16 protein-coding genes, 1 tRNA gene and 1 pseudogene are annotated in these 15,942 nt (G+C 65.8%); 6 read left to right on the top strand and 12 right to left on the bottom strand.

What is annotated here, in order from left to right:
• Both FHP25_RS42160 and FHP25_RS39705 read right to left on the bottom strand, forming a co-directional pair.
• On the bottom strand, positions 1-178 hold a 178-nt coding region (locus FHP25_RS42160; RefSeq protein ID WP_147852359.1), incomplete at its 3' end, for an FAS1-like dehydratase domain-containing protein.
• Between the two features lie 267 nt (positions 179-445).
• Positions 446-904: an Lrp/AsnC family transcriptional regulator gene (locus tag FHP25_RS39705; RefSeq protein WP_147852545.1), complete on the bottom strand. Its 459-nt coding sequence runs from the start codon at positions 902-904 to the stop codon at positions 446-448.
• A 111-nt stretch (positions 905-1,015) separates the two neighbouring features.
• Between FHP25_RS39705 and FHP25_RS39700 the strand changes: the two are divergent.
• The 3 genes and pseudogenes from FHP25_RS39700 to FHP25_RS39690 all read left to right on the top strand — a co-directional run.
• A pseudogene (locus tag FHP25_RS39700) lies at positions 1,016-2,086 on the top strand (saccharopine dehydrogenase C-terminal domain-containing protein); the annotation flags it as partial.
• A 121-nt stretch (positions 2,087-2,207) separates the two neighbouring features.
• A complete protein-coding gene (gene amaB, locus FHP25_RS39695; RefSeq protein WP_147852544.1) occupies positions 2,208-3,743 on the top strand; it encodes an L-piperidine-6-carboxylate dehydrogenase in 1,536 nt (511 codons plus the stop codon).
• Between the two features lie 93 nt (positions 3,744-3,836).
• Positions 3,837-3,922: transfer RNA gene (locus FHP25_RS39690), tRNA-Leu, on the top strand.
• Between the two features lie 314 nt (positions 3,923-4,236).
• Here FHP25_RS39690 and FHP25_RS39685 read toward each other — a convergent pair.
• From FHP25_RS39685 to FHP25_RS39640, 10 genes are all read right to left on the bottom strand, one after another.
• A complete protein-coding gene (locus tag FHP25_RS39685; protein WP_147852543.1) occupies positions 4,237-5,331 on the bottom strand; it encodes a glycosyltransferase family 4 protein in 1,095 nt (364 codons plus the stop codon).
• 81 nt (positions 5,332-5,412) lie between these two features.
• Positions 5,413-7,035, bottom strand: coding sequence for a chaperonin GroEL (gene groL, locus FHP25_RS39680; RefSeq protein WP_147852542.1), 1,623 nt, complete (start codon positions 7,033-7,035; stop codon positions 5,413-5,415).
• Between the two features lie 35 nt (positions 7,036-7,070).
• On the bottom strand, positions 7,071-7,382 hold the full coding sequence (locus tag FHP25_RS39675) for a co-chaperone GroES (RefSeq protein ID WP_147852541.1): 312 nt from the start codon (positions 7,380-7,382) through the stop codon (positions 7,071-7,073).
• A gap of 73 nt (positions 7,383-7,455) precedes the next feature.
• Complete coding sequence (locus tag FHP25_RS39670) at positions 7,456-7,854, bottom strand: Hsp20/alpha crystallin family protein (RefSeq protein WP_178134136.1); 399 nt, start codon at positions 7,852-7,854, stop codon at positions 7,456-7,458.
• A gap of 39 nt (positions 7,855-7,893) precedes the next feature.
• Positions 7,894-8,319, bottom strand: coding sequence for an Hsp20/alpha crystallin family protein (locus tag FHP25_RS39665; protein WP_178134135.1), 426 nt, complete (start codon positions 8,317-8,319; stop codon positions 7,894-7,896).
• Between the two features lie 177 nt (positions 8,320-8,496).
• Complete coding sequence (locus FHP25_RS39660) at positions 8,497-8,715, bottom strand: hypothetical protein (protein WP_147852538.1); 219 nt, start codon at positions 8,713-8,715, stop codon at positions 8,497-8,499.
• 97 nt (positions 8,716-8,812) lie between these two features.
• Complete coding sequence (locus FHP25_RS39655) at positions 8,813-9,220, bottom strand: hypothetical protein (protein ID WP_147852537.1); 408 nt, start codon at positions 9,218-9,220, stop codon at positions 8,813-8,815.
• 282 nt (positions 9,221-9,502) lie between these two features.
• Positions 9,503-9,973 carry a DUF1488 family protein gene (locus tag FHP25_RS39650; protein ID WP_147852536.1) on the bottom strand — a complete coding sequence of 157 codons (471 nt, stop codon included), beginning with the start codon at positions 9,971-9,973 and terminating at the stop codon, positions 9,503-9,505.
• Positions 9,865-10,860: a type II toxin-antitoxin system HipA family toxin gene (locus FHP25_RS39645; RefSeq protein WP_178134134.1), complete on the bottom strand. Its 996-nt coding sequence runs from the start codon at positions 10,858-10,860 to the stop codon at positions 9,865-9,867. The genes FHP25_RS39650 and FHP25_RS39645 overlap by 109 nt, the downstream gene beginning before the upstream one ends.
• Positions 10,861-10,876: 16 nt before the next feature.
• On the bottom strand, positions 10,877-11,134 hold the full coding sequence (locus FHP25_RS39640) for a HipA N-terminal domain-containing protein (RefSeq protein ID WP_147852534.1): 258 nt from the start codon (positions 11,132-11,134) through the stop codon (positions 10,877-10,879).
• Between the two features lie 283 nt (positions 11,135-11,417).
• Between FHP25_RS39640 and FHP25_RS39635 the strand changes: the two genes are divergently transcribed.
• From FHP25_RS39635 to FHP25_RS39625, 3 genes are all read left to right on the top strand, one after another.
• Positions 11,418-11,861, top strand: a complete 444-nt coding sequence (locus tag FHP25_RS39635; RefSeq protein WP_218578985.1) for a GNAT family N-acetyltransferase — start codon at positions 11,418-11,420, stop codon at positions 11,859-11,861.
• A 38-nt stretch (positions 11,862-11,899) separates the two neighbouring features.
• On the top strand, positions 11,900-12,286 hold the full coding sequence (locus FHP25_RS39630) for a hypothetical protein (RefSeq protein ID WP_178134133.1): 387 nt from the start codon (positions 11,900-11,902) through the stop codon (positions 12,284-12,286).
• Between the two features lie 139 nt (positions 12,287-12,425).
• Positions 12,426-15,942, top strand: a 3,517-nt coding sequence (locus FHP25_RS39625; RefSeq protein ID WP_178134132.1) for a beta strand repeat-containing protein, incomplete at its 3' end; no start/stop codon positions are given.

Here is a 15,942-nt window from a genome sequence, read left to right as displayed (position 1 = left end):
CCGTCAGGAAGGTGGGCGGCGCCGGGATGGCGCGGTAGCCGGCGGCCTTGGCGGCGGCCTCGTCCTGATAGATCGGGTCTTCCTCGCCGATCGCCTTGCAGAACAGCCGGATCTTGCCGGCTTCGACTGTGGCCGTGAACGGCGTGAACGTATGGCCGATGAGTTTCTTGTCGAGCATGGCTGCTTGAATCCTCCTTTCCGATATAGGCCAGCTTATCCATATAGACGGACCCTGGACCGCACGACCGCAGACACGCCAGACGGTATCGCAATGCGAACAAGAGCCGGGATTTCCCCGTGCTGCCGCCCCGACGCGGCGTGAATCGCGTTCAGGTGGAAGCGTCGTTCTCGCGGCTGTCATCCTGAGCGAAGCGAAGGATCTTGCTGTGCTGATCCCAGGCAATGCAGGTGCTGGCGAGCATCAGCAGAGCACGTCCTCGCGCTTCTACCGGTCGATCCGTGTCGAGAGGACCATGGCCGACGTGGTGCGCTCGACGCCGGCCAGCGCGCCGATCCGATCGATCGTCGCGTTCATCTCCTCTACCGAGGCCGCCGTCACCGACACGATGAGGTCGAACGGCCCGCTGACCGAATGCAGCGCCCTCACCTCCGGCATCCTGCGCAGGGCCACCTCGATCGACGCCGACTGCTTGGGCTGCAGCGTCACCATCACGAAAGCCTTGAGCTGCCCGCGCTCGTGCTCGTCCGCGACGCGCACGGTGTAGCCGACGATGTGTCCGCTCCGTTCCAGCCGCTCGATGCGGCTCTGGACCGTCGAGCGCGACAGGCCGAGCCGGCGCGCGAGCTCGGCTGTCGGCGCCCGGGCATTCTCGCGCAGAAGAGCCAGAAGCTGACGGTCCGTGCTGTCGGCCTGCACCCGCGTTCTGCCGGTCACATCGGTCATAGTGCCGCTGGCCCTCGCCGTTTTCGTCGATATGCCGGTAGCGTTCGATACGACACCCGTCAACACTGACCGCGGATCGAGTTGCGGTTGCGGGAGCGTGTCATGGGCAGGATGGAGATCGCGGTCATCGGCGCCGGCAGGATCGGTGTGACGATCGCCGAGCTGCTGGCGGGCAGCGGCGACTACGGCGTGACCCTGATCGATCGGGATCGCGCCCAGCTCGAGCGCATCCCCTTCGGCTCCGCAATCAAGACCGCCGCGCTCGATATCGCGGCGGTGGACGAGGCGCTGCTGGGCCAGCTGCGCGACAAGCTCGCTATCCTCTCGGCGGCGCCCTTTCAGCTCACCACGCAAATCGCCGGCATCGCCCGGCGCATCGGCGTGCACTACCTCGACCTCACGGAAGACGTCGCCAGCACCCGCCAGGTCCAGAGCCTGGCGCAGGGCGCCGCCGCCGCCTTCATCCCGCAATGCGGCCTGGCGCCGGGTTTCGTCTCGATCGTCGCGCACGACCTGGCGCAGCGCTTCGACAAGCTCGACAGCATCCGCCTGCGCGTCGGGGCGCTGCCGCGCTTTCCCTCGAACGCCCTCAAGTACAGCCTGACCTGGAGCACGGACGGGGTCATCAACGAGTACTGCGAACCCTGCCAGGCGATCGTCGACGGCGTGCAACGCCAGGTGCAGCCGCTGGAGGACCGCGAGGAGCTGGTGCTCGACGGCACGGCGTACGAGGCGTTCAACACGTCCGGCGGCCTGGGCACGCTGTGCGACACCTATCTCGGACGCGTGCGCGAGCTCAACTACCGCACCGTGCGCTACCCCGGCCACGCCGCGATCCTCAGGACATTGCTGCGCGACCTGCGCCTGGGCGAACGCCGCCACGTCCTCAAGGACATCCTGGAGCACGCTCTGCCGTCGACCCTGCTGGACGTCGTCGTGATCCAGGTCACGGTCGCCGGCTGGCGCGAGGGCGCGTTTGTCCAGGAGACCTATGCCAATACCATCTACGGCAGCGAGATCGACGGCCAGCGCCGCAGCGCCATCCAGATGACCACGGCGACAAGCATCTGCGCCGTGCTGGATCTTCTGGCCGAGGGCAAGGTCCCCCGGCAGGGTTTCGTGCGCCAGGAGGACATCGCGCTCGACACCTTCCTGTCGAACCGGTTCGGATGCCTCTATGCTATCCCGGGCCGCCGGACTCCGACGCCGCCGACCGGCGAGGCGATCGCCAGCCCGGTCCGCCGGGATCCCGCGGTGATCCGTGAAACCGGCCGCACCGTGGCCTTTGCAGGGGAATGACGCCATGGCCTTGGCAGCTTCCAATCTCGCTCAAGAGACGGCCGCCCTGCTGCAGGCGCTGGGCGTGCCGCGCGAGCGCACCACCGGCGGTTCGCTCGCGGTCCACACGCCGATCACAGGCGAGGTGATCGCGCAGGTGCATGGGACCTCGGCGGCCGAGGCCGACGCCAAGATCGGGCAGGCCCAGGACGCCTTCATCGCCTGGCGCCATGTGCCGCCGCCGCGGCGCGGCGAGCTGGTGCGCCTGATCGGCGAAGAGCTGCGCGCGGCCAAGGGTGATCTCGGACGCCTGGTCAGCCTCGAGACCGGCAAGATCCTGTCGGAAGGCCGCGGCGAAGTGCAGGAGATGATCGATATCTGCGACTTCGCCGTCGGCCAGTCGCGGCAGCTCTATGGGCTGGCGATCGCCACCGAGCGCCGCGACCACCGCATGATGGAGACCTGGCATCCGCTGGGCGTGTGCGGGGTGATCTCCGCCTTCAACTTCCCGGTGGCGGTATGGTCATGGAACGCGGCCCTGGCGCTGGTATGCGGCGATCCGGTCGTGTGGAAGCCGTCGGAGAAGACGCCGCTGACGGCCCTGGCCACGCTGGCGATCGTCGGCCGGGCGCTGGCGCGCTTCGGCGACGATGCGCCGGCGGGGCTGTGCGCGGCGCTGATCGGCGGGCCGGCCCTGGGCGAGGCGCTGGTCGACGATGATCGGGTCAAGGTCGTGTCCGCGACCGGCTCGACCCGCATGGGACGCGCCGTCGGCCCGCGCCTGGCCAAGCGGTTCGCGCGCGCCATCCTGGAGCTGGGCGGCAACAACGCCGCGATCGTGACGCGATCGGCGGACCAGGACCTGGCGCTGCGCGCCATCGCCTTCGCGGCGATCGGCACCGCCGGCCAGCGCTGCACGACATTGCGGCGCGTCTTCCTGCACGACAGCATCTACGCGCCATTCCTGGAGCGCCTGAAGCGGGTCTACCGGACCATCGCGATCGGCGATCCGCTCGCGGCCGGCACGCTGCTGGGGCCCCTGATCGACGCCCGCGCCTACGAGACCATGCAGCGGGCGCTGCAGGCGGCGCGCGAAGCAGGCGGCACGGTGCATGGCGGCGAGCGCTGGGATGGCCTGGGCCTGCCCCAGGCCTACTATGTCCGCCCGGCGCTGGTCGAGATGCCGGCCCAGACCGGGCCGATGCTGCAGGAGACCTTCGCGCCGATCCTGTACGTCACGCGCTACAGCGACCTGCCAGAAGCGATCGGGCTGCAGAACGCGGTCGGCGCCGGCCTGTCGTCCTCGATCTTCACGCTCGATCTGCGCGAGGCCGAGCTGTTCCTGTCGGCCGCCGGCTCGGATTGCGGCATCGCCAACGTCAATATCGGCCCCTCGGGCGCCGAGATCGGCGGCGCGTTCGGCGGCGAGAAGGAGACCGGCGGCGGCCGCGAGGCCGGCTCCGACGCCTGGAAGGCCTATATGCGGCGGGCCACCAACACGGTGAACTACGGCACCGCTTTGCCGCTGGCGCAGGGTGTCGAGTTCACGGTCGAGGGCTGAGGCGGGCAGCGTCAAGGCCATGGCGCGCGGCGCCAACACCGCGATTGACGCTGACCGCCTACTCCGCTTTATTCGCGCCGCTACCACCGGTGTGCCCCTGTGGCGGAATGGTAGACGCGGCAGACTCAAAATCTGTTGCCCGCAAGGGCGTGTTGGTTCGAGTCCGACCAGGGGCACCAATCTTTTCAACAACATAGGCGCGTTGTTCATCGCGGCAGAGATGGCATAGCGGGCAGTGAGACACTGCGCGAGATCTTTGCAATGGACGATGTGCGCCTCATCGTGACTCACGTCGGGCTCGATCGGTACGTGAGGTGAATTTCGTCGCCGCCCGTGACCTTCGGTCAGGCAGGCAGGTCTCCTGCTCTGCAGGAGTGCGGTCTCCGCCACGAACCCTCAGCTTGTGCCAGGCCGTGGTCGAACACGGGCAGGTATGGCTGGTCCAGGTCATCACCGCGAAAATGCGAATATGGTAGGCCCGACATGTCCCGCATCAAGCTACCGCGTGCAGTTCTCGTTCACGACCGGCAGCGCGGCGCAGATGCGCGGCATTCTGACGGACCCCCGGCAGCGCGTAGTAGATGTCAAGGTAGTGCTGGGCCATCCGATCGGCGGTGAAGCGCGCTTCGAAGACACTGCGCACACCGGCACGGTCGAGCGCGCCGACCTCCTTCACGGCGGACACTGCCTCATCGACGGTATCCACCACGAAGCCCGAAAGGCCGTTGTCGATCACCTCCGGCACGGAGCCGTGGCGGAATGCGACCACCGGCGTGCCGCAGGCCATGGCTTCGATCATGACCAGGCCGAAGGGTTCGGGCCAGTCTACGGGAAAGAGCAGGGCGCGCGCGTTGCCCAGGAAATCCGCCTTTTGACGCTCGTTGATTTCGCCGATGAACTCGATGTTCGGCGTCGCCGCGATCAGGGGGCATATTACCTGGCTCCAGTACAGCTCATCCACCTTGTCGATCTTTGCTGCAATTTTCAGGCGCATACCCGCGCGCGCCGCGATCTCGATGGCGCGATCGGGCCGCTTTTCCGGCGAGATGCGGCCGAGAAACGCCAGATAATCGTCACCCGGCCTTGCCGTGAAGCGCAACAGATCGGCCGGCAGGCCATGATGAACGGTGCCGACCCAACTGGCAGGTAGCAACGGCCGGCGCTGGTGATGGGATATGGAGACCAGCGGAACCTCGGAGAAGGCCGCATGAAACGGCTTCAGGTCCGGAAGGTCGAGCCGGCCGTGCAACGTCGTCACGGTGCGGTCGGCAAAATCTCGGATTATCGGGTAGTGCAGAAGATCGATATGGAAGTGCAGGACGTCGAACGAGTCCGCCTGGCGCCGCACTTCGTCCAGCATGATCAAATGGTAGGGGATCGGGTCCTTGACGGCCGGGTTGAGCCGCAACGCCATGTCCGAGCACCGCACCAGCTTGGCGGCGGTCCGCGAGTCGCCGCTGGCGAACAAGGTGACGTCATGGCCCTGCCGGACCAGTTCCTCGGTCAGATATGAAACAATCCGCTCCGTGCCGCCGTAGAGCCGTGGCGGGCAGCTCTCCGCCAGCGGCGCGATCTGGGCAATCCGCATCGATGACTCTCCTGGTGAAACCGAAATGGCGAGGCTGTCATGGGTGGACGAGGCCCGGACTATCCTGGCCTCGACCTGCCCTCAAACGTCCATGCCAGCAGGCACCGGGGGTGATGCCGCCTCCTTCGGTTTCTCGGCCACCAGGGCCTCGGTCGTGATCATCAGAGATGCCACCGAGGCAGCGTCCTGCAGCGCGGTGCGTACGACCTTGGCAGGATCGATGATGCCAGCTTTCACCAGGTCTTCGTATGTGCCGGTGGCGGCGTTGAAGCCCCACGCATAGTCGTCCTGCTCGAGCAGCTTGCCGACGATCACCGAGCCGTCCTCGCCGGCGTTCTCGGCGATCTGCCGGATCGGTACCTGCAGGGCGCGGCGGACCACGGCAATGCCGGTCCTCTGGTCCTCATTCTCCGGTTGCAGTCCATCGAGCACGCGCAAGGCACGCAGCAGCGCAACGCCGCCGCCCGGCAGGATTCCCTCCTGGACCGCCGCACGGGTGGCATGGAGGGCGTCGTCGACGCGGTCCTTCCTTTCCTTGACCTCGACCTCGGTGGCGCCGCCGACGCGGATGACGGCAACACCGCCGGCCAGCTTGGCAAGACGCTCCTGCAGCTTCTCGCGGTCGTAATCCGACGTCGTCTCCTGGATCTGGGCTTTGATCTGCGCGATGCGGCCTCGGATCTGCTCTTTGTCGCCGGCGCCTTCCACGATGGTCGTGTTCTCCTTGTCGATCACGACCTTCTTGGCACGGCCGAGCATCTGAAGCGTGACGTTCTCCAGCTTGATGCCGAGGTCCTCGGTGATGAGGGTGCCGGCGGTCAGGATGGCGATGTCCTCCAGCATCGCCTTGCGCCGGTCGCCGAAGCCGGGCGCCTTGACGGCCGCGACCTTCAGGCCCCCGCGCAGCTTGTTGACGACCAGGGTGGCCAGCGCCTCGCCCTCGACATCCTCGGCCACGATCAGCAGCGGCTTGCCCGACCGCACGATCGCCTCGAGCACCGGCAGCATGGCCTGCAGGCCGGACAGCTTCTTTTCGTGGATCAGGATGTAGGGATCCTCGAGCTCGACCCGCAGCTTCTCGACGTCTGTCACGAAATAGGATGAGACGTAGCCGCGGTCGAACTGCATGCCCTCGACCACCTCGAGCTCGGTCGACAGCGACTTGGCTTCCTCGACAGTGATGACACCATCGTTGCCGACCTTCTCCATCGCCTCGGCAAGGAAGCGGCCGATCTCCGTATCCCCGTTGGCCGAGATGGTGCCCACCTGCGCGATCTCGTCGTTGCGGGTCACCTTGCGGGCGCGCGCCTTCAGCTCCTGTACGACGGCTTTGACAGCCTGGTCGACACCGCGCTTGAGGTCCATGGGGTTGACGCCGGCGGCGACCGCCTTGGCGCCTTCCTTGACGATCGCTTGCGCCAGGACCGTTGCCGTCGTGGTGCCGTCGCCCGCCACGTCGCTGGTCTTGGACGCGACCTCGCGGACCATCTGCGCGCCCATGTTCTCGAACTTGTCGGCGAGCTCGATTTCCTTGGCGACGGTAACGCCGTCCTTGGTGATGCGGGGTGCACCGAAGCTCTTTTTGATCACCACGTTGCGGCCCTTTGGGCCGAGAGTGACCTTGACCGCATTGGCGAGCGTGTCGACGCCCCGCAGCATCCTTTCCCGCCCTTCCGACGAGAACTTCACTTCCTTGGCAGCCATAGCTCTCTTCCTCCTTCCTTGTATGGCTCTGCGGATCAGGCAGCCTTCTTGAGCCGCGTATTCTCAAGGACCCCCAGGACGTCGCTCTCCTTCATGATCAGCAGCTCATCGCCGTCGATCTTCACCTCGGTCCCGGACCACTTGCCGAACAACACCCGGTCTCCCGGCTTCAGATCGATCGCGATCAGCTTGCCGTCCTTGTCGCGGGCACCCGGCCCGACGGCGACCACCTCGCCTTCCTGCGGCTTTTCCTGGGCCGTGTCGGGAATGATGATGCCGCCGGCGGTCCTCTCTTCGGCATCGATGCGGCGTACGACAATGCGGTCGTGCAGAGGTCGGAATTGCATGAAGATCCTCCTGGTCGGTCGGTGATGGAAATTGCTGCACGATCAGGGATCGCGTCCCTGGTCGGCAGGTTCTCTAATTGATCGGGATTTGCCGGGGCAGTGCCTGCTTCGCCTTGGGCAAGGTGAGCGTAAGGATCCCGTCCTGGAGATCAGCCTGGATGCGGTCCTGATCGATCTTGTTCGACAAAGCGAAGGTGCGTGAGAAGTGACCGACGTTGTACTCGGCGTACACCGGGTCGAGACCCTCGTACTTCGAGAAATCGATGCGCCCTTCGATACGCAGGACGTCGTTCTCCAGCTTCACGTCGATATTCTTCTTCTCGACCCCGGGCATCTCCATGACCAGCGTCAGCGCCTCGTCCGTCTCGTGAATGTCGGTGTTGGGAACATAGTACCGGGCTGGCACTGTCTTCTCTTCCTTGGGTGTCAGCTCTTTCTTGGGCTGCACCGCAAGCTCCTGTGGAGCCACCATCGTATCCTCCATCATTGGCTTGTTGCGAAAGGGCGCCGGTCAGGGCAGCTTGATCGACCGCGGCTTGTCCTGTTCGGCGCGCGGCAGGAACAGGGCCAGAATACCGTCGCGGTACTCAGCCTTGACCTCCTCGACGTTGACTTCGAACGGAATGGTGATGGCGCGATCGAATCGCCCGGCGATGCGCTCGCGCCGGTGGATCCCGGCCTTCTGCGGGAATTCGATCGTCCTGGTGCCTGAGATGCGGATGGTGCTGCCCTTCGCCTGTATATCGACGTCGGTCTTCTTGACGCCCGGCAGCTCGATGATGACGACGGCATCATCGTCCTTGCGGAACACGTTCAGCGGCGGATAGGTGCCGCCGGCGCTGGGACCGGGCTCGAGCCAGCCGCTGGCATGGAACGCATCCAGGGCCTTCTGCAGATTGAAGAGCGATTCGAAAGGATCCGAAAACAACATGGCCATCGTACCCCTCCTGGTGTGCATCGACAGGCTCGAGATCAGGGGACCTGGCGGTGTCCGGGCAATGTCCGACTCGACGCCGGGCTGATCCGCTCGACCGTTGGCACTCTCTGATCTCGAATGCCAACGGAGTTAGGCGACCGGCGCGGCTTTTCAAGAGCGGACGGCTCGGGAAAGTGTTCACCGGCCGATCGTGCTGGTACGCCGCGCAGTGTCGCGTGCGATGAGCACTTGGCGCAGCATCACCAAAAGCATCGCCAGACCGAGCGCTGCTTTTGACGTGTCTTTGCCAGTGCTTTCCAACCAGTCGATCAGGTCGCGCTGCAGCGCGACCTGACATTCGATCTCTCCGATCCGGTCGTCGAGCTCCTTGATGTCGCGTTGTCTCTCGCAACACATCGCAACCTCCGCGCACGGTTCACGGAGGGGCAGCCGGCCATGCGACCGGTCGAGATGCTTCCGTGGCCGTGGAGAGCGGCTGTCGGCAATACGTTATTCAGATGCCGCGCGCCGCGGCTGCGATCTCGCCGGGAGGCTTGAACACGTGGCGCTCGAGGTAGCGGCGCGTCAGTCGCCCCAGGCGACGGCGCAGAGTCGACTGCGCGCGCGTGCGTCTGGCAGGGCGCGCGGCAGCACCGCCCGGGCGCGGATCGGGCGGCTCGTCAAGGCGGCTGAGGGCATCGAGAATGACGTCGACCGCCACGGGATGAGTGAACCCGGGTGGTCGGCGCAGCGGCGGGATCGAAGGAACAGCCCAGGCATCGGAGGCCCAGGCCGACAGGATGGCACGCTTTGCGTCGCGATCGAGCGTGGAGTCACTGAGTACGTCGATCGGATGGTTGAATCGCAGGACGGCCGATTCGAATGAAGTGCCGGCCCGGGGAAAGCCAATGATCTCAGTCATGGCTCGCTCCTCTTAACCTCCCTTCAGGGTGCGAACAGAAATCGAGATAGAGCGTGTGAACCAGATGTCAAGACCGTCCAGAGAGAGCGCAAAACGCTTCATCGAGAGCCGCCAATTTAAACAAGTGAGCGGTCGCCTTCGGCTGCGAATGGCGCACTGTGCGCTCTGCCGCAGGAGATCCCTCGAATGGGTTAGATCGCCTCGGCATCGCCGATCGGCAATCTGGATATGATTGCGATCGATAGCTCTCCCACACCGAGGGGAGAGCTGTCTTGATCCCCGTCACCAGATGTCCGTGGCCTTGATGAGGATGGACCCGTCCGGCTCCAATATACTGGCAAGGTACTTCCTGCGCGCTTCCTGTTCGATCGCACCTCTGTTCGCTTCGAAAACCTTCAGCTTGTCCTTGCGCTCGGGCTTGTAATGGTCGTCAAGCGCGTCGCGGCTGATGGCGCAGCGCACGCGCTTCGTGCCTTCCTGTCCCCAGAAGACCACGACATCACGAACGCCGTCATATCGCGCCTCCGGGTCCGAAAATGTCAGTGTCCGGCTATCCAGCAGGCCGAGCACGCCGAGGATGCCGAGCGCCGACGACAGCTGAATGTCTTTCTCGCCGTTCTCGAAGCGCGACACTGTCGGCGTGCTTATGTCCGCGAGCTTCGCGAGCCGCTGCTGGGTAAGGTTTTGCGCCTTCCGCCGCGCTTTTGCCTCTTCGACAAGAGCTGCCCAATTGAGGCGAAACTTCCCTTCCATCGCTTCTCCATGAGGTCAATGAGCTCGGTCTTGAGCGCGGGCGCACCGTGGGCCGCTACTCCGATAGCCGTAGCCGCCATCGGCAGGCGCGATCCGAGATCCTCGACCGCAGAGAGGATTGCTGCATCGCTCAGCCCGTATCCCGCGCCGAGGGACACCAGATGTTTGGGTTGCAAGCTGCCGATCGCGAGGTTCCGGGCACCCCCGGCCACGAGAGCGACCGTCTGGTACTGTCTGTAGGTCGCTGCCGCGACCAGATCGTATCCGGGCGTCAAGCGCAGCCCGTCCCGGGTGTGGAACATCGCGAAGTTCTTGAAATGCGCGTCCGTGTTGCCGAGGAGGAGACATGCGAGGATGCGGCGATACAGGCGGTCCGCCTCCGCCGGCAGGCAGCCGGACGTCTCGTGGATGAAGCCGCCCATATCCTCGTAGCTTCCTTCGTACTTGTCGTCACCGGAACGCCGGCCCAGGAGCTGGTTGAACTCCTCGAAATGAAGCTTCCGTCCAGTGGCTGTCCGGTCAAACCTCCGCACGATGAGCGCCGGTTCGTGGATGCCCGAGACTTCGCCGACTTCGAGGTCGACGACCTGATCGCCGGGCAGGAGAGCGGCCGTTGCGAGCGTGGTCAGCAACTCGAGCTCGACGATGTCTGTCAGCTGGCCGGAGGCGAGCTTGGCCAGGTGCGTGCTGATTTCGTTGGGATCAGCCGGCCTGAAGGTTCGTCCGTCCTTGACGACCATCAGCTTGCGCTGCACGCCGGAGAGCGACGCCCGGCTCCTCAGCGCTGCGGCCGCAGCTTCGTCACTAGCATCCGGCCAGCCGGCATTGCGCGAATCTGGATCGATGACGGACACCGCGCCGGCCAGATCGCGGCCGAAGCCGAGCAAGAGCGCCAGCCGGTCGTCAGGCGCAACCCCGAGCGCGCGCCTGGATATTGCTGAGCCAACCCTCCGCCACCAGATTATCGAAGAATGGGTGAAGCCCACCTTCCTGGACGAAGGGCTCATCGGTCAGTGGCAGCGTATGAGCTATCGGCCGGGCTTGCGCGGCACCGAGATAATCCGCATCGTAGATGAAGACACAACGCCCCCCAGGATCGCGGCGCAGAATGCCTGCGAAGGTCTTATCGTAGTATATATTCCCCCAGAGCGCGATTGCCACATAAACTCCGTTTTATGAGCGCCCAATTTTGCAGCGATTTATAAAGTATATTTTGTGATTATTCTGGATGAATTTCAAGATGTAAAATACGTTTTATAGAGCGCCCCACCACTTGAAAGCTGTATCCCGCTCGCTCATCCGAGCCGCCGCCACCCGTCGCGTGGGCGTTGGGTCCATAGGGTAGGTCCGGCAACGCCGGCCTTCGGCCATAGACCATTTGCGGACATCCGCTCACGCTTCGGCCGTGCTACGTTCCGGAATGGAAGCTCCAGGAGCCTTCCCCATGGAAAAGCCGCCCGTTGTAGAAGCTCGCCATGACCTGACGCCGATGGAAATCGACGCCATCGAGGATCGTCTGTATGCGCATAATCGTGCCGCCACCGGCCGTGATGATGGCCAGGGGTTGGGGTTCGTCATTCGAGATGAGGGCGGCAGGACAGTAGCCATTACCGCCGGATACACATGGGCTGGCGTATCCGAGATCAAGCAGATGTGGGTCGACGAGGCGTTTCGCGGTCAAGGCTATGGTCGCGCGCTGCTTGATGCGATGGTCACCGAGGCGCGGCGGCGAGGCGTGTCGCGGGTATGGGTCGCCAGCTATGATTTTCAGGCACCGGGATTTTATGAACGTGCCGGCTTCAAGCGCATGGCCGAGTTTGACGGCTGGCCAGAGGGACGGATCAACGTGATCCTCTGCAAGGCTCTAGACGGCCAACGGGCGGCGTGAGTCCGGGATGACAAAACGCGACGCCAGCGTGTAGCTACATGCGCATGCGCAGGATCCCGATCGTCGTTGCGCTGGCGCCGGCTTTGTGCGCCACCGCGGCGCTCGCCCAGGACTGGCAGGGCTTTCCGCCCTATCCGGCGAGCACGGCGCTGTGCGACCAGCGGGTCCATGGCAGCACCCGGGAGATCCACTGGAGCGCCTACGCATCAGGCGATTCGCCGCAAGCCGTGGTTGCGTTCTACGCCGGCAAGCTCGGCAAGCCAAAAGCCGACCCGGACGGCACACGCTTCTCGATCGGCAGCGACGACAGGGCCGAGCGCATCCTGGCGATATACCCCGTCGACGGCAGCTATCCGCGCTGCGGCAAGGACCCCGGTCCCGGCGCTCGCACCGTGCTGATCATCTCGCGCGCCATCACGCGCTAGCCTCCCAGGCGTCGGACAAGCAGCAATCGTTGCATTGCTGCGTGGACAAAATCGCAGTCCGAGTGTTCAATGTGGTGCTATCGGCGCTGGAGCTCACCTGGAAAAACCATGGCGCCGGCACTTGGGGGAGTTGGTGACGATGTCGCCGCGGTCGCGTCTGCATGCCTGGTTGCACGCCACTACATTTCTATCGATCGGGTTGATGGTGCTGGCCGCAGCGCCTGCACCAGCGCAAGCGCAGGTCAACTGGACCGGCGTCACATCCGATGACTGGTTCACCACCGGCAACTGGGCTCCGGCCACGGTGCCGGCAGCCGGCGATGCCGTCGTCATCGACACCGCCATACCCTCCGCTGCGCGGGTCGCCGGCAGCGCCACCAGCACATTGGGCGCGCTCACGATCGGCGATGCCGGCACCGGCACGCTCAGCATCGGCGCCGGCGGCACGGTCAGCGCCACCTCCGTCACCATCGCCCGCCAGGCCGGTTCCACGGGCACCCTGAATATCGGCGGCAACGGATCGCCCGACGCGCCCGGCACCCTCGACACCGCCACCGTCACGTTCGGGGCCGGCAGCGGCACCATCAACTTCAACCACACCGACACGGGCGGCAGCTACGTCTTCGCATCGCAGGTCAGCGGCAACGGCACCGTCAACATCCAGACCGGCACAACCCTCTTCACCGCCGACAACACCTACACCGGCGCCACGACCGTCAGCGATGGCGCGCAGCTGGCGCTCGGTGACGGCATCAGCGCCGGCGGGGCGGTCGCCGGCGACATCGTTCTCTCCGGCCCGGCGGCGTCCCTCACGTTCAATCGGCCGGACACGATGACGATCGGCGGCACGATTTCCGGGACGGGCATCGTCACGCAGTTCGGCAGCGGCACGACGATCCTGACCGGCAACAACACCTACGGCGGCAATACCCAGATCTTCGCCGGCACGCTGGTCGCCGGCACGAGCTCGGCGCTGGGCTCCGGCCTGGTTTTCATCGTCGGCGGCGCCACGCTGGGCTATGCCGACGGCGTCACGATCACGAACCAGATCGCGACATCGTTAGGGGGACCCATCATCCTCGACGTCGCCAGCGGCACGGCGACGCAAGCCGGAACCATCACACCGGTTCTCGGCGGCTCGTTCGTCAAGACCGGCGCCGGCACGCTGGTGCTGACGACCGACAGCCCCTTCCCGTTCGCCATTACGATCAGCGACGGCCGGCTGCAGCTTGGCGACGGCGGCACCACCGGCTCCCTCTTCGGCAGCTACGACAACAACGGCATCCTGGCGTTCAATCATTCCGGCACGTTCACGTTCGTCGGCGCCATCACCGGCAACGGCGTCGTCGAGCAGAACGGGCCCGGGACCACGGTGCTCACCGGCACCCACACCTATTCCGGCGGCACAGTGCTGAACGCCGGCACATTGTCGGTATCCGAGGACGGCAATCTCGGCGACGTCAGCGGCGGCCTCACGTTCAACGGCGGCACGCTGCAGAACACGGCCGCGATCACGACGATCCGCGCCGTCACGCTCAACGCCGGCGGCGGCACCTTCCAGACCGATGCCGACCTCGAGCTCGATGGCGATATCAGCGGCAGCGGCGGCCTGACCAAGACAGGCGCGGCGACCTTGATCCTGACCGGCAACAACACCTATGACGGTCCCACGACCATCAATGCCGGCATCCTGCTGGCGGCGACGTCGACGGCGCTCTCGCCGCTGTCGGCCATCACCGTCAACGCCGGCGGCGTCCTGCAGATCCTCGACGGCGGCATCTTCGCCGGCGCGGGGTCGCTGGCTGGCGACGGCTTGGTCGTCATCGGCATGGGCTCGGTGCTGGTCGTGGGGCTGAACGATCAGAGCACCACGTTCTCCGGCGAGATCCATGGCAACGGCTCGTTCGAGAAGGAAGGGCCCGGCACCCTGACCCTGACCGGCAGCAGCAGCATCGGTGGCGTGCTGAGCGTCTGCTGCGGCACGCTCGACATCAGCGGCGGCTCGTTCACGGCAGGCCTCACGGACATCGCCTTCGGCACGCTCGCCATCACCAACGGCGGCCGATTGCAGACCGGCGACCTGATCGACAGCGCCACCCTGCTGATCACCGGCCCGGGATCGATCGCAACCGCCAGCGGCGATACCGTGATCGGCGGGTTCAACCAGGCCACGGCGACGATCAGCAACGGCGGCAGGCTCGAAAGCCTGGGTGATGCCTTCATCGGCATGGACTCGACCGTCACCATCACCGGCACCGGCTCGACATGGACGATCGCCGGCGGGCTGGGAATCGGCGATCCGTTCGGTGGCCCGGGCACGCTGACCGTCGCCGACGGCGCCGTCATCACCGTCACCACCATCACGATCATCGACCCGGACAGCACGCTCAACCTCGGCAATGGCGGCCTGGCCGGCGGCATCGCGGCGCCGCTGATCATCAACGATGGCCGGATCGTCGCCAACTTCACCGACACCCTGACTCTCGCCGTGCCGATCGGCGGCAGCGGCTCGCTGACCAAGGCCGGCGCCGGCACCCTGATCCTGACCGGCGACAACACCTACGCCGGCGGCACCACGATCACGGCCGGACGCCTGCAGCTGGGGGACGGCGGCACCACCGGCTCGATCGTCGGCGACGTCGTCGACGACGGCATCCTCGCCTTCAACCGGTCGGACACGGTCACCTTCGCCGGCCTGATCTCGGGCAGCGGCAGCGTCGAGCAGAACGGGGCGGGCACCACTGTATTGGCCGCCGCCAACACCTATGGCGGCGGCACGGTGCTGAACGCAGGCACGCTGTCCGTCGCCGCCGATACCAATCTCGGTGGTGCCGGCGGCAGCCTCACCTTCAACGGCGGCACCCTGCTGAACACCGCTGCGTTCGCGACGGCGCGCAACGTCACGCTCAACGCCGGCGGCGGCACGTTCCAGACCGATGCCGACCTCACCGTCGGCGGCACCATCGGCGGCGCCGGCGGGCTCACCAAGACAGGCGCCGCCACGCTGATCCTGACCGGCAACAACACCTATGCCGGCACGAGCACGATCACCGCCGGCACCTTGCAGGTCGGCAATGGCGGCACCGCCGGCGCGATCGCGGGCGACGTGGTCAACAACGCCACGCTGGCGTTCAACCGGTCCGACACGCTCATCGTCGCCGGCGCCATTTCCGGGACCGGCGCCGTGCAGCAGAACGGCACGGGCACCACCGTATTGACCGGCGCCGGCACCTATGGCGGCGGCACCACGATCAGCGCCGGCACCTTGCAGCTGGGCAATGGCGGCATCACGGGCTCGATCGCCGGCGATGTGCTCAACAACGGCACGCTGGCGTTCAACCGTTCCGACACCGTGACCTTCGCCGGGATCATCTCGGGCACCGGTGCCGTGCAGCAGAACGGCAGCGGGACCACCGTCCTGACCGGCACGAGCACCTATGCCGGCCCGACCAGCGTCAATGCCGGCCGCCTGATCGTGAACGGCGCGATCGCCAGCACGGTGACGGTCAATGGCGGCGGCCTGCTGGGTGGCAGCGGCACCATCGGCGGCTTCACCGCCAACGCCGGCGGCACGGTCTCTCCGGGCAATTCTCCGGACACGCTCAACGTCGCCGGCAATGTCGCCTTCGCCGCCGGCTCGACCTACCTGGTCGAGA

Origin of the sequence: Vineibacter terrae (assembly GCF_008039615.1) — a bacterium.
Lineage (GTDB): Bacteria > Pseudomonadota > Alphaproteobacteria > Reyranellales > Reyranellaceae > Vineibacter > Vineibacter terrae.
This window is presented reverse-complemented; position numbering and strand designations above follow the sequence as displayed.